11 protein-coding genes and 1 pseudogene are annotated in these 14,110 nt (G+C 66.9%); 11 read left to right on the top strand and 1 reads right to left on the bottom strand.

Annotated elements, in window-relative coordinates; genetic code table 11:
• Window positions 1–50: 50 nt before the first annotated feature.
• From E0E39_RS10305 to E0E39_RS16795, 8 genes are all read left to right on the top strand, one after another.
• Entirely contained in the window at window positions 51–1,541 is a 1,491-nt protein-coding gene (locus E0E39_RS10305; RefSeq protein WP_130874653.1) for a DUF2397 domain-containing protein, read from the top strand.
• On the top strand, window positions 1,541–2,653 hold the full coding sequence (locus tag E0E39_RS10300) for a TIGR02678 family protein (RefSeq protein ID WP_130874652.1): 1,113 nt from the start codon (window positions 1,541–1,543) through the stop codon (window positions 2,651–2,653). The genes E0E39_RS10305 and E0E39_RS10300 overlap by 1 nt, the downstream gene beginning before the upstream one ends.
• Window positions 2,653–6,756 (top strand): SbcC/MukB-like Walker B domain-containing protein, encoded by a 4,104-nt coding sequence (locus tag E0E39_RS15800; protein WP_165444736.1) that lies wholly within the window; start codon window positions 2,653–2,655, stop codon window positions 6,754–6,756. The genes E0E39_RS10300 and E0E39_RS15800 overlap by 1 nt, the downstream gene beginning before the upstream one ends.
• On the top strand, window positions 6,753–7,883 hold the full coding sequence (locus E0E39_RS10290) for a TIGR02679 domain-containing protein (RefSeq protein WP_130874651.1): 1,131 nt from the start codon (window positions 6,753–6,755) through the stop codon (window positions 7,881–7,883). The genes E0E39_RS15800 and E0E39_RS10290 overlap by 4 nt, the downstream gene beginning before the upstream one ends.
• Entirely contained in the window at window positions 7,880–8,161 is a 282-nt protein-coding gene (locus E0E39_RS10285) for a hypothetical protein (protein WP_130874650.1), read from the top strand. The genes E0E39_RS10290 and E0E39_RS10285 overlap by 4 nt, the downstream gene beginning before the upstream one ends.
• A 114-nt stretch (window positions 8,162–8,275) precedes the next feature.
• Window positions 8,276–8,638, top strand: coding sequence for an SPASM domain-containing protein (locus E0E39_RS16800; RefSeq protein ID WP_390872502.1), 363 nt, complete (start codon window positions 8,276–8,278; stop codon window positions 8,636–8,638).
• Window positions 8,604–9,806 (top strand): MFS transporter, encoded by a 1,203-nt coding sequence (locus E0E39_RS10275; protein WP_041696247.1) that lies wholly within the window; start codon window positions 8,604–8,606, stop codon window positions 9,804–9,806. The genes E0E39_RS16800 and E0E39_RS10275 overlap by 35 nt, the downstream gene beginning before the upstream one ends.
• A gap of 231 nt (window positions 9,807–10,037) precedes the next feature.
• Window positions 10,038–10,442 carry a GNAT family N-acetyltransferase gene (locus E0E39_RS16795; RefSeq protein WP_425470647.1) on the top strand — a complete coding sequence of 135 codons (405 nt, stop codon included), beginning with the start codon at window positions 10,038–10,040 and terminating at the stop codon, window positions 10,440–10,442.
• Between the two features lie 343 nt (window positions 10,443–10,785).
• Here the strand turns inward: E0E39_RS16795 and E0E39_RS10270 are convergent.
• Window positions 10,786–11,318, bottom strand: a pseudogene (locus E0E39_RS10270) (ISL3 family transposase); the annotation flags it as partial.
• Here E0E39_RS10270 and E0E39_RS10265 point away from each other — a divergent pair.
• From E0E39_RS10265 to E0E39_RS10255, 3 genes are all read left to right on the top strand, one after another.
• Complete coding sequence (locus E0E39_RS10265) at window positions 11,208–11,684, top strand: DUF2399 domain-containing protein (protein ID WP_342770196.1); 477 nt, start codon at window positions 11,208–11,210, stop codon at window positions 11,682–11,684. The pseudogene E0E39_RS10270 and the gene E0E39_RS10265 sit on opposite strands and share 111 nt — an antisense overlap.
• Window positions 11,681–13,015 (top strand): restriction endonuclease, encoded by a 1,335-nt coding sequence (locus tag E0E39_RS10260; protein ID WP_130874647.1) that lies wholly within the window; start codon window positions 11,681–11,683, stop codon window positions 13,013–13,015. The genes E0E39_RS10265 and E0E39_RS10260 overlap by 4 nt, the downstream gene beginning before the upstream one ends.
• Before the next feature lie 152 nt (window positions 13,016–13,167).
• Window positions 13,168–14,076 (top strand): ATP-grasp domain-containing protein, encoded by a 909-nt coding sequence (locus tag E0E39_RS10255; RefSeq protein ID WP_130874646.1) that lies wholly within the window; start codon window positions 13,168–13,170, stop codon window positions 14,074–14,076.
• Window positions 14,077–14,110 lie beyond the last annotated feature (34 nt).

Here is a 14,110-nt window from a genome sequence, read left to right as displayed (position 1 = left end):
CCCGGGGGCCACTCCCGTTTCCTGACGGGAGAGCTGGGTAGGGTGGTTTCGTGACCGAAGCGCGAGAAGGAGAACTGTCGCCCTGGAACCTGCTCGCGACCCCCGGGGAGATCCGCGCCGCAAGCTACCTCGTCGGTTCCCACGCCCGGCAGTACCGGCTCATCGTGGATGTGTTGGCGGCCCGGCAGGAGGTGTCGTTGACGGGGGTGGGCCACGACGAACTGACCGAACTGATCCGTGCCCGGCTGCCGGAGGAGACGGCAGCAGAACTCATCGGTGAGCTCAACCTTTCCGATCGTCTCGCGTCGCTGGTCTCCTGGGGCACCTGCGAGGCCTGGCAGGACCGGGCCACCACCGAGGAGGAGTTCCTCCGGAACCGCTACCGCTACCAGCTCACCGAGGCCGGGGCGGCCCTCAACCAGGCCGTCAGGGCCATCGAGGAGGACCTCGGGGCGGGTTCCACGGCGGTGCTGTTGGCCCCGGCGGTGCTGGCCGACCGGCTCCAGGCCGCCTTGGACGCCCTGGCGGGGGAACGCATCGAGGACGCATCAAGGGAGTTCTCCGTGGTCGAGACCACCCTGGAGGCCATGGCCCGGGAGGCCAACCAGTGGCAGTCGCGGATGGCCGCGGCGCTCGGCGGGGTTCCCGACCAGACCCGCATCACGCGCCTGCTGGAGACCATCCTCGCCTACGTCGACGCCTGGGGTGCCGGGGTGGATGCCTGGTCCGGGCGCATCACGGCCTGCCTGCCGGGCCTGAGGGAGATCGGTCCCGAAACCTGGCGGGCCCTGACCCTGCAGCGCCTCGGCGCCGAGATCAACACGGAGACGGTGACCCGGGCAACCACTCACCTGGCGGGCATCGTCGCAGTCCTGGAACGCTGGTTCAGCGGCGAACTGCCGCAGGCCACCAGACTCCGCCGCCAGATGCGTGACGCCGTCACCCCGGTGCTCCGGGGGCACCGGGCACTGCTCGCGGTCGGGGGAACGGTCTCCCGGGCCGCGGAGCTGGCCCGGCTGGCGGAAGCGGTCGCAGGGGCCGAGGACGACGCGGAGGCCTGGCGGGTCTTCGCTTCCGGCACGGGGCTCTACTCCGCCAGGCACCTGGCCCTGGAGGCCCCGGAGGTGCCGGGGGTCCCCAGCGTGTGGAAGGCGCCCCCCGTTCCGGTTTCGAAACGGCTGCGTTCCCAGGGCCGACGTTCCCTGTCCGGCCGGGCCCCCCGCGTGGTGGACCGTTCGCGGGCCAGGGCGCTGGCCCGCGCGGCCGCAGCCCATGATCAGGCCACGCTGCGGGAGGCCGAACACCGCCTGGTTTCCCGGTCCGGCACGCACCTCAGTGACTGGAGCGCCCTGACCGCGGAGGAGACCCGGCTCTTCCTGGACCTGCTCACCTCGGCCCGGGAATCAGAGGGGACGGGCACCACAGCTGATGGTAGGTGCACCATGAAACTGATCCCCGTCCATCCTCCCCGCTCCGCGGTCTGCCGGACCGAGGAAGGGCGGCTGGTGCTGGCCGATGCCCTGGTGGAGTTCACCTCGTGATGCTGGGCAACGACCACTCCGAGATCCAGGCCGCCTTCACCGGCCTGCTGGCGAGTCCCGTCGTCACGCCCTGGCGGCATCCCGAGCTGCACGTGCTGGTGCACCGACACGCCGCCACCCTGAACGTCTGGGCCAAACGGCTCGGCTATCTCCTGGTGGGCATCAACCGTTGCTACCGGCTGCGCAGGCCACCCATCGGAGGGGGAGTGGCCCTGCCCGCGGCCACGCCGCCGCCCCGTGGCCAGCTGGTCCTGGCCCTCTACGCCGCGAGCTGCCTGGAAGCCAGATCCGGGGAGTCCCTGACCCTCCAGGAACTCTCCGACGACGTGGCGCGGCTTGCGCAGATCAACGGCGGCTGGCCCTACGACCCGAACCGCCGCCCGGACCGGCAGCGGCTGCTCGCCGCCGTTCATCTGCTCACCGAACACGGGGTGCTGGAGGAACGCACATCCGGAACCCTGCAGAACGACTGGGAACGCACCGGATCCGGGATCGGCGCCGGCTACCTGCTGCACCGGGACGCCCTGATGCTGCTGGTGGACACCAACGACGTCGACCTGGCCCTGGCCCGCCGGGTCGACAGCGGCCAGGACATCCGGGGACAGGAGATGCTGCGGACCTTGGTGGAATGCCAGGCCCTGTACCCGCAGGAGCTTCCCGAATCCCACCGCGACTACCTGACCCGGCAGCGCAGCCGCCTGGCGGAGCGGGCCGAGGAGTTGACGGGCGGCCGGGTCGAGGTGCGAAGCGACGCCCTCGTGCTGGTGATGCCCGCCTCCCGGGAACTGCCCGAGGGGCTGGTCTGCGGCTTCCCCGACGCCACCACCCTGGACTGGGTGACGCTGGCCATGATCGACGCGTTGTGCCCGGGGGCGGAAGGATTCCACCGGGTTCCCGCCGACCGGGTGCTGGCCGCCGCGGCGGACATCCACCGCGACAGGGGCAAACAGCTCACGGTTGCCCTGCGGGAATCCCCGAGTGCGATCCGCGACGCCGTGGCGGGACGGTTGACGGAACTCGGCCTGCTGAGGGTGGAGGCCGGGGACTGGATTCTCACCCCGGCAGCGGGACGCTACCGCGATGCCGAACTGACCCAGGGTGAGGAGGAGTGATGCTTGATGCCGAGCAACTGAAGTCGTGGCGCGACGCCGTCGTCGCGGGGGAACTGCCCAGTCCCGCCCGGGCTGACCGCTGGCAGGTGCTGCGTGCGGGAGTGGTGAACCTGTGGGAGTTCGAGACCACCGAGTACTGGTACGCGGACGGCTGGGTGCAGCTCATGGGCAGCAACGAAACCGGCAAGTCGTCGCTGATGGCACTGACCACCCTGATCCCGTGGCTGGCGGACGTCGCATCCAGCAACATCGACACGCTGGGCCGTTCCGGGAAGACCTTCCGCTACTACGTCGAACCCACCGGCCGCGACTCAGATCGCCGCGAGGCCACCGCCTCCACCCACCACGGCTGGCTGTGGGTGGAGTACGGGCGCCGCACAGACGAGGGCGAGGAGTTCTTCACCACGCTTCTGTTCGCGGAGGCCCGAGGTGCCGCCGCCGACATGCGCCTCCACTGGTGCACCCTCTCCGGCGGGGACCGGGTGCGTGGCGGCTGCGACCTGCTGTCCGCCCGCCGCGTGGTGCCGCCCAAGGAAGTGACGGCCGAGGGATTCACCAGGCACCCGAGCGCTGCGGCCTACCGCAGCGAGGTGGCCTCCCGGCTGCTGGGCAGCACCGCCGAGAAACTGGAGGCGGTGGGGAAGCTGCTGCGGGTCACCCGCACCCCGAAACTGGGGGAACAGCTCCAGGTGCGTTTCATCAGCGATCGTCTGCACGACGCCCTGCCGGAGCTCGACCGCTCAGAGATCAATCAGCTCGCCGACGGCTGGGACCAGCTCGATGAGATCCGCGCCGACCTGGATCGCGCAGCGGAGGCCGTCGAGGTGGTGGAGGGATTCACCGTGCGTTCCTGGCGGCCCTGGGTGCGGGCGGTGCTGCGAAGGGCCGCGGACAGGGGCAGGTCCGCGATCACCGCGTTCGACAACGTCACCCGCCGAGAGCGGGATGCGCGACGGGACCTCGCGGAGGCGAACGCGCGGCGGGCCGTGGTGGAGGAGGAACGCCGCTCACTGGAGCTCGCGGGGGAGGGCGCCCGGGTGGCGGCCGAGGAGCTGCGGGACTCCAGCCGCTACCAGGATGCGCAGGGAAGACTGACCCGCCTGACCCACGCCCGCACCGTCGCGGAGATGGCTGGGCGGGAAGCCGCGGAGGCCAACCGACGCGCCGAGGCGGCCGAGGCGGCGGCCCGGAGATCGGAGGAGGCCCGGGAAGCCGCGGAGGCCGCTCTCGAAACCCGCCGCAGGGAGACGTCCGACCGGCTCGCCGATGCCCGATATGCGGCGCGGGAGGCGGGAGTGGACGTCGCCGACTTCGACCCGGTGCTGACGGAACAGCGGGTGAGCGACAGGCAACGTGACGTGAAACGCGCCCAGCAGCTCCTGGGCGAGGTGGTCCTGGCCGATCAGGAGGCCAGTCGCGCGGAGGACGTCGCGGCGGAGGCCCGGCAGCGCGCCGTCGAGTCCGGGACGCGGCGCGACACCGCGTGGGAGGCCGCCGAACAGGAACGAGACTCGCTGGCGGCCGCACTCGACGTCTGGGCGGAAGGGGTCGGAGGTGACCTGGATGTCGAGGCCTGGCAGTCCGCCCTGCCCGACGGCCGGACCCCACAGCGGCCGCTCAGGGAACGCATCCGGGAGGAATGGTTCGAGCCCGCGTGCGCCCCGGTCCAGGCGAGGCTGCGGGAATCCGAGATGCAGGGTCGGCTCGCCAGGGAACGCGTCGGCGAACTGGACGGACGCATCGAGGAACTGGATCGGGCCGGAACCACGGACCCGCAACCGCCCGCGCTGTGGGCGCGGCGTTCACGCCCCGACACCGGAGCCCCCGTCTGGCGACTCGTGAATCCGCGTGATGGCCTGCCGGGAAATGAACTGGCCGCCATCGAGGCCGCGCTCGCCGCGTCCGGGCTGCTCGACGCGTGGGTGAGCGACGAGGAGGTCGTCGCCGACGACATCCTGGCCGTCGCCGAAGAACCCGTCGAACGAGGTCTCGGCGAGGTGCTGGAGGCCGCTCCAGGTCCGTGGAGCGAACGGGTCGAGGCTCTGCTGGCGGGGGTCCATCTGGTCCACGCGGATCAGGAGCTGCCGGGAACCGGGCTCGCGATCGCGCTCGACGGGCGTTGGCGCAACGGTTCCCTGGTGGGTTGGGCCAGCTGCCCCGACGGGAACGCCGAGTACCTGGGGGAGGAGGCCCGGAAGGCGGGGCGGGCCCGGCGCAGGGCCGAGCTGAACCGCGTCCGGGAGGAGGCCCTCACCGAGGCCACGGAGCGTGAGGCCGAGGCCAGCTGGGCGGCCGCCGAACTGGCTTCCCTGCAGAGGGCGATGGCCTCGGCCCCTGACGACCGGGAGCTCTTCGGGTTGCTCCGGGACGCCGCGACCGCGGAGACCTTGGCGGCCTCGGCGGAGGAGACGGCGGGGCAGCACGAGGCCCGGGCCCGGGGATTGCGGGCGGAGGCCGACGCCAGGCGGGCGGGTCTGCTGACCTTCGCCACGCAGCATCATCTGCCGGTCCGGGAGACCGAACTGGCGGAGGTGCGGGAGGCCCTGCGCCGTACCGAGAACGCGCTGGGGATCCTGCGTCACGCCGGGGAGCGGGAGGAACTGGCCCGTGGCGCCTGGCAAGCGGCGTCCGCCGTGGCCTCGGAAGAGGAGGGGCAGCGGGACGAGGCCACCGCCGAGGCGCGCGCCGCCGAGGAACGGCTGGGATCTGCCGCATCCCGGGTGCAGGCCTTGGAGAAGGCCATCGGATCGGATGACCAGGAGATCGTCCGGGAGTTGGAGGCGCTGCATGCGCGGGCCGCCGAGGTGGCCTCGCAGGTCACCGCACTGGGGCGGGAACTGCTTCGGCTGGCCGGCCGGGTGGGCAAGGCCGAGGAGGCTCTCGCCGCCGCCGAACGGGAACGGGAAGTGGTCACCGCTGAGCGCGACCGCGCATTCGCATGGTTCCGGCGGCTCGTCGACGCGGGTCTGGCGGGGGAACTCGGCCTGGAGCTGCCGGAACCCGACTCGACGGCGATCGCGCAGGTACGGGCGCAGGTGCGTTTCGTCAGCCAACAGGTCACCATCCGCACCTGGAGCGAGGACCCGGACCAGGCCGACCAAGCGGTCCAGAACGCTTGGCGGAGGCTGCACACCGGCGCCAACGAGGCCCGCGGGGAACTGGAGGCGGGGGGCCGCAGCCTTCGTATCGACGAGGTGGATGACCTGCCGAGGGTCACCGTTGTGGTCGACTCGCACGGCGCCGGTCACCCCCTCACGGAGGCTCTCGCGAGGCTGCGGGCCATCCAGGAGGAACTGGCCCAGGGCTACGACCAACGGGTGCAGGACACACTCGGGCAGCTGCTCGGGTCCACCTTCATGGATCACCTGCGGGACCGGGTAGGTGCCACCCAGGCGCTCGTCGGGCGCATCAACAAGGTGTTGGAGGCCCACGCCACCCGCACCGACCGCACCGCGCTCAGGATCGTCCTCGAACCGAAGGACGCCGCCACCCGGCAGGTGTTGGAGGCCGTCGGCGGTCCCGCCTGGGGCAATCCCGAGGTGGAGGCCCGGGTCAGGGAGTTCCTCAGGGTCCGGGTCGACGAGGTGAAACGGGAGGCCCAGGGTGCGGGGCTGGCCGACTGGCGTAACGGTCTGGCGGAGCGGCTGGACTACCGGAGCTGGTACGACATCCACCTGGAACATCGTCGCGGCTCCGGGAGGTGGGGACCGCTGACCAGCCGGGGCTATGCGGAACTCTCCGGCGGTGCTCGCGTGGTGATGCTGATGATGCCGCTCGTGGCCACCCTCGCCGCCATGTACGAGGAGATGCCGACCGGGCCCCGGCCGCTGTGGCTGGACGAGGCCTTCGACGGGCTCGACGCCGCCAACCGCGCCACCGTGATGAAGCTGTTCAGGGAGTTCGACCTCGACGTGTTGCTGGTCGGGCCGGGGAGGATCGTCAACGTCGCCGCGGTGCCCGTCGCGGCCATCTACCAGGTGGTCAGGGCGCCCGCACCCATGCCCGGGGCCGACCTGGTGCTGGAACTGTGGGCGGGCGGTCAGCTGGAGACCATCGAAACCCCGGCGCTAGGAGCGCCTGAGAGGCAGGACCCGCTGCTGTGAGCGTGCCCGGCTACCTGCTGGACTGGGCGCGGCTACCAGGACCGGCTCGCCTGCTGGCGGAGGCCAGGAGACGCAGGGAACGCGGCTGGCGCGGGGACAGGGGTGAGGTGTCCCTGGATTGGTCGCCCTCGGAGCGTCGGGACATCGGGCGGTTCCTGAAGGCGGAGTGGAGGGAATCCGGCAGGGGGGTGAGGGCGGCGGAACTCAGGCAGGGGCTGAAGGCCCACGGCGTCGGACTGGACGAGTTGCTCGTCGCGCTCGGGGGACCCCTGCGGGATCTCCGGGGGGAGAGGGCCGAGGCGGAGCAGGCGCGGGAATCCGACCGGGCGGCCGGTCTGGCGCTGCTGCGAGATGCGGTCGGCGGCTGGGGGGAGGACCTGGCGGCGGTGGCCCGGGGCATTCTGCAACCTGCCCCGTCGTGGGCGCTGCTGGCCGGTGAGGTCGCGGACGTGCTCGCGGCCACCGGGGAGGAGCCGCGTCGACTGGCGGAACTGGCCGCCGCCCTGTTCAGGGATCCGCACGCCCTGGACCGTTCGACGCCGCTGGGGCGGGCCTGCGTCAGATCGCTGGAGCTGCGCCGCGCCGCCGCCGAGGGCGGGAGCTACCGCGACCCACTGGAGGACGCGCAGCTGTGGTCGGCGGCCTGGGCGGGCGCGGGGGTGATCTGCGACGCGGTCTCGGCACAGGTGCTGGTGCTGAACCTGCCCCTGACCGGGAACGCCCCGGCGGTGCGGCTCTGCCACGCCGCCCCGGGGGAACCGGTGTGGCTGACCCTGCGGTCGCTCCGGGGTGGCTGGGGGCTGGCGGAGGGCACGGAGGTTTTCGTCTGCGAGAACCCGACCGTCCTGGAGGCCGCCGCGGATCGCCACGGCGCGGCGTCCCGGCCGCTGGTCTGCACCTTCGGGCTTCCCGGCCAGGCCGCCTGGGAGCTGCTGACGGGTCTCGGCGATGTCCGCTGTCACGTGCGGGCCGACGGGGACGTCGTCGGCTGGCGGATCGTGAACCAGCTCCGGGACCGGCTGCCCGGTGCGTTCACCTGGCGGATGCCGGAGGGCTGCACCGTCTACGAGGAAGAACTTCTTGAGGATCTGCTCTCCGACTTGAAGGGCGATACCCTGGGTCCGTGACTCAGTTTCAGGGCGGGGCCGCCACGGAGTGGGAAAAAGTCGCATTCGATGACCTGCCACGGGCCGATGTTGACGGTCACGACGAAGCGACGAACAGCCCTACTCGTGGACGCGGCAGCTTCGCAAGGGCCATGCGAGCCGTAGCGCTTGCAAAGGAAGCTGGCATCCCCTTCAGAGTGATGCAGGTGCTGACCCGCTCGACGGCGGATACCGCCACGGAGTTTTATGATCACTTTGCCGCGATAGGTTGCTCGCCTGGGTTCTTCATGGTTAAATAGGTTGCCGACACCGAACGCCCGACGACGGAACAGCTTCGACGACTGCTGGACCATGTGTTTACCAAGACGGGAGATGTGCATTCCGTGCTGGACACGGTCAAGTTCGCGGATAACATGCAATTCGAGACGACCGGATATCCTGTAGCCCATTGCGGCGCAGGAATATCAGCGATCTGTGTTGATACTGATGGAAGCGTGTGCCCATGTGTTAAGCGCACAGATAGAGCGGACCGTATCTGCAATCTGTTGGATACCGACACGATCGCCACCTTGTCTGCTCATGCACAACGACTGATTCGGAAAGAGTTGATGTTCAGTAAGCCGGTGTGTCAAGGCTGTCGACTGACAGCCCTTTGTGGAGGGGGTTGTCGCGCGGAAGAGGACTCAAATGGATACCCGTGTCAGGCTGGCTGCGACTACTTCGCGCTAGCTGTGGCCTTTTATGCAGAGCATGTCTCATCAGCGCCGAGTCGCTAACCTTCTTCTCCTAGCGACAGTTGCCGCTTCGATTAGCGATCTGCTGTTGGACTTGCAGGTCGCTTGGTCTCTAGCGTCCAACCTCGGTTCTGTGCTCGCCCCAGCGACAGTGCTGGCCTCATCGCTCCTCTTCAGGGCGGCCATGTCGGTCGTGGTTGGTGGCATTGTCGACCGATATGCGCCCCGTACGACCATGCTGCTGGGCTTGATAGGGTCGCTCTTGCTGCTCCTTGCGTTCTTGGCGTTCGTTCCGATCATCCTGACGAACGTACTTGCCGCAGTTGTCTTCGTTCTCGCGAATGATTTCTGTCAGTCGATATTCCGACGATCAAGCCTGATCATGGCCTCCCGGTCACTCCGGACAGAGGTGTTCATCAAATTCCAAGCCAGGACTGGCGTTGCTGGCCGCCTGGTAGGTACTGCAGGCCTCTTGTCATCGGGAGTGCTCATAGCTTTTGTGAGCGTCTCGGTGGTCGTCATGATCGTCGCCTTCGGATACATGTGTGCTGCGGTGGCGTGCTTCTTTGCGACCCCGGGAGCGACGAGAGATGCTGGGAAACCGAGGGAGCGCCTGACACTCGCTGGAGACTTACGCTTGGTAGGCAGCCTCCTGATGAGGAGCAGGTTTCTTCGTGGTTTCACACTTGTACTCTTCGTAGCGAATCTTGCATATGGTTTCGTTCCTCAGCTGCTACCACTGGCCTTGTCGATAGATGAATCCGTGCAAAGTCTCACGATGATACGCGCTGGAATTGCAGTGGGAGAAATCATTGGACTGGTTATTGTGGAACGTTTCTCCCGGCATGTCGGTCGACTATTCCGATTGAGCATGATTGGAGGTGGAGCCTCTGTAGTTTTAGCTACCGCCGGGGTTCCGATGGGGCTAGTCGTAGGAGCGTTTCTACTGTATGGACTCTTTGACGCCCTAAGTCAGCCGCTGTTCAGCTATGCGGTCAAACAGATTGACGAGGAGCACAGAGCCCGCGTGCTGGGCGGGATTGATGCCATCGTGCTGCTCTCTCCGAGCGTTGGACTATTCATAGGGTCTTGGTTAGCGGAAGGTGGAGTGTTGCTGTCCGGGGTCTTTGTTTGCTTAATCTTTGTCGTCTGCCTTCTGATAGTTCACCGTAATCCTGTGTTGTCCAGTCCGAAGCTGGAGCGGGAGTAACTTTCAATGTCTAACCCCATTCTGTCATGCGAGCTACGATGGCTAGCCAGCATTGGATGCCATGTTGAGACTGATTCGATGGGCTTTATATCTGTTTGTCGCGCTGACCTTCAGGCAACCAACTTCAACTTCAAGATCCTTTCGCGAGAGGTGGCACTCTAGAATCTCCCGCCCGGGTGCTTTCGGGTCTCCTCCTTGGATAGCGCGTCTGGGCGGATCGCGACTTGATTGATGGCGCACAGGTCTTCTGTGGAGGTTGAATATGATGTGAATCTACTCCGCGTGTCTCCGCCACTGTCGTCCTCGGATGACCATCTGCGGGTTGAGTACGCAGACTGGAGAGGTAATGGGGCAACGTCGGCCGTAGATGAACGCGAGTTCTATCATTTTCTGAGTGACGATGGCATAGCTGTTGCGTGGTACTCGTTAGTTCGTTCCGAGGAAGTCGCGGGAGTGTTCGACGTCGGAGTCCGCGAAGACCGACACGGCTTGGGCATAGGAACAGCTATGATGGGTTCCATCGGTTCAAGAACCCCCTTGTTCGTGCAAACGTGGTCGTCAAATCGGTCCGCACTGGGCTGCTATTCAGCGGCAGGACATGTGCCGTTGGAGCGCCTTGTCCGCGTAGTCCTGTAGACGACAGAGCCTGGCAGCTTTCGAGGCTCTTCGGACCTGAGCGTGGGGTGAGCGTGGATCCAGGAGCTGGCGTGTCGGCGGGGTGAAGGGGGTCGAGGCCCTTAAGAAATCGGGGTTACCACACCATCTGATCTTCCTGATCTTCAAGGACCTCGACGATGCCTGATCATACTTCCTGCTGCCGTGCCTCCGGCGGTGGGACTGTCAGCCCAATGGTGTTTCTGGCCTGATACGTCGGCGTAGCTGGTGGGGAAGGTCGCATGATTACTGAGAAGATCACGGGCATGAGCTTGATGCCCGAGGAAGCGAAGAAGACGACCTCGCGCAGAGAGACCGAGGCTCTTCACAATCGAGGGTGTAGGGCTGGTCTGAAGCCGCCGGTCTCGAGGAGTGCTCGGGCGATGTAGTGGGTGAGGTTGAGGAAGCCGAGTGCGGAGCCTCGGAGGTGTTCTAGGCGGCCGTTGATCGCTTCGGTGGGGCCGTTGCTGTGGGGGTGGTCGAAGAACGCGAGGATGTCGGCGGCCCGTTTCTTCAGGGTCCGTCCGAGGGCAGCGACCTCGGTCAGGCAGGCCGGGACGGCATGGGTGAGTTTGGCGATCAGGGACTTCATCCGGGTCTTGCCCGTGGTGGGGTCGGACTCGCGGTAGGCGGCGATCATCTGTTGGTAGATGTGCCGGGTGGCCTCGACTTCGACGTTGGTTATCGTCGGTGAACAACGCCTCGAAGGTGGACTTGTTGTTGCTCGGTCAGTAGATCGGTGCTGGTGTGGAGGGTGCGGCGGGCCCGGAACAGGGGATCGCCGGCCCGGCCGCGGTGCCCGTGGAGTTCTTGTTGGACGCGGCGCCGGCATTGGTCCGGGGCGTCCCGGGGGAACCGGTGTGGCTGACCCTGCGGTCGCTCCGGGGCGCCTGGGAACTGGCCAGGGGCGCGGAGGTCTTCGTCTGCGAGAACCCGACCGTCCTGGAGGCCGCCGCGGACCGCCACGGCGCGGCGTCCCGGCCGCTGGTCTGCACCTTCGGGCTTCCCAGCCAGGCCACCTGGGAGCTGCTGACGGGCCTCGGTGACGTCCGCTGTCACGTGCGGGCCGACGGGGACGTCGTCGGCTGGCGGATCGTGAACCAGCTCCGGGACCGGCTGCCCGGTGCGTTCACCTGGCGGATGCCGGAGGGCTGCACCGCCTATGAGGAAGAACTCCTTGAGGATCTGCTCTCCGACTTGAAGGGCGATACCCTGGGTCCGTGACTCAGTTTCAGGGCGGGGCCGTCACGGAGTGGGGAAAAGTCGCCTTCGATGACCTGCCACGGGCCGATCTGGTGCTGGACCGCGTCTATGAGGGCGGGGTCGCCAAGAACGCTGGTGACGACCCGATAGGAAAACTTGTTCCCGTCGGAAATCAGGGTGGTTTCAGGTTCGCGGGGAGTGTGCGGCGTGGGGGCGTGAAACTGATGGTGCTTTACACCTCGGGAGGCGAGGTGGACTGGCCGGATCATCTCGACCCCACCACCGGGGACTTCACCTACTACGGCGACAACCGCAAACCGGGGAGGGAACTTCACGACACTCCCCGCGGGGGCAACCTTCTGCTGCGTTCCATATTCGAGGACGCCCATGACAGCGCGGAGAGCAGGCGCAGGGTTCCGCCGATTCTCCTGTTCGAGAAGACGGGGCATGGGCGCGATGTCCGTTTTCGTGGACTGCTGGTACCGGGATCTTCCAGGTTGCGTTCCGACGAGGAACTGGTGGCAATCTGGCGAACCACCCTGAACCAGCGTTTCCAGAACTACCGGGCACATTTCACCGTGTTGCGAACGCACAAGGTGACGAGACGTTGGATTGATTCCGTCCTGGACGGTGACCCGTTGGGGCCCGGTTGCCCCAAGGAATGGAAGGCGTGGGTGCGGAGCCGGATCTACCTGGCGCTGGAGGCGCCACGTACCGTGCAGATCCGCAGCAGGGCGGAGCAGCTTCCCGACGAGCGTGACCTGTGGATATTGGAACGGGTACATGAACACTTCGCGCCGGATCCAACTCAGTTCGAGCACCTCGCGGCCCACATCTGGCTTCGGTTGGAACCTCGCGTCACAGCTCTGGAGGTCACCCGCCCCAGCCGAGACGGGGGTCGCGACGCCATCGGTGAATTGCTGGTAGGGCCCGAAGGAGATCCGATACACCTTGAATTCGCGCTGGAGGCCAAGTGTTACAAACCCGGCTCCGGTATCGGGGTGAGATTGGTCTCCCGCCTGATCTCCCGCATCAAACATCGCGAGTTCGGGGTTTTCGTGACCACCTCTTACATCGCCGAACAAGCCTATCGCGAAGTCCGGGAGGATCGGCATCCGATTGTCTTCGTCACAGGCCGTGATGTGGTGGAGGTCCTCAAGATGCTGGGATTTCATGAACGCGGCCGGCTTCAGGAATTCTTGGAGGAAGAATACCCGGTGGAGGCGGGAGCCGCATCAGTGGAGCTTGTCAGACCGAAGATCGACATCGAGGATGCCCGTGGACTCGAGCAGGACGATGCGACGGTCGGCGGGGGGAGTGCATCGGGAATCATCCGGGCCCGTTCCAGTTGATTTCGATTTCGGTATGACAAGAATTGTGCATTCGATGTGCAAAATTTGGTTCAAGGCTCATCGATCCTGAGGAATCGGGGCGGCGCGGTCGTGTGAGGTGCCCACCGGATAGCATCTGGCGGTGGGCGTACTGCCCCTGAAGAAGGAGTTTCATGAAACGAGTCGCGCTGATAAGCACCGACCAGCAGACCCTGAAGGACGAGGAACACCTCGACACCGGGCCCCTCAACGACGCCCTGAAAGCCAGTGGAGTGGACTCCGAGATCGCCGTCTGGCACGAGCCCAGGGACTGGTCGGTCTACGACGCAGCCATCTTCCGTTCCCCCTGGGACTATGCGGAACGCACGGAGGAGTTCATGGACTGGCTGGGGCGCGCCGAGACCCGGGTGCGCCTGATCAACAGCCCCGACCTGATCCGGTGGAATCTGGACAAGCGCTACCTGCGGGAACTTGCCGAACACGGGGTCGAGGTCGTCCCCACCACCTTCTGCGAGAACCTCGAACAGTGCCGCGAGGCGCTGGCGGCGCATGGCGGCGGGAACGTCGTGGTCAAACCGAACATCTCCCTCGGATCACAGAGCACCGGGCTGTTCGCCGCCACCGACCCCGCGGCCCTGGAACTGTGCGGGCGCGTCCTGGAGGTGGGCAAGGTGGTGCTCGTGCAGCCCGCGATCGATGCCATCCAGGACAATGCCGAACACGGCCTGTTGTTCTTCAACGCGCACCACTCCCACACCATCCAGAAGTGCGCGATCCTCAAACACGGGGGCGGTTACCTCGGCGGCAGGTACACCGAGGACATCCGGCCGGTCGCCCCGACCGGCGACGAGGTGGAGCTTGGGAACAGGGCCTTGAAAGCGATCGCCGCGATCGCGGAGGCCAGGGGTTGGGGTGAGGACGCCAGCACCCCGTTGTACGCGCGCATTGACGTGGTGACCCCACCGGGGAGCCATCCGCTGCTCCTGGAGGCGGAACTTTTCGAACCGGCCACGTTCGTCGATCTCGCCGATGGAGCCCTCGACCGTTTCGTCGCCGCCATCCACGAGAAACTCCGGGCCTGAACGTCCCCGCGAAAATATCGGTGGCCCGTGGCAG

It is taken from the genome of [Pseudopropionibacterium] massiliense, assembly GCF_900607225.1.
GTDB lineage: Bacteria > Actinomycetota > Actinomycetes > Propionibacteriales > Propionibacteriaceae > Arachnia > Arachnia massiliensis.
This window is presented reverse-complemented; position numbering and strand designations above follow the sequence as displayed.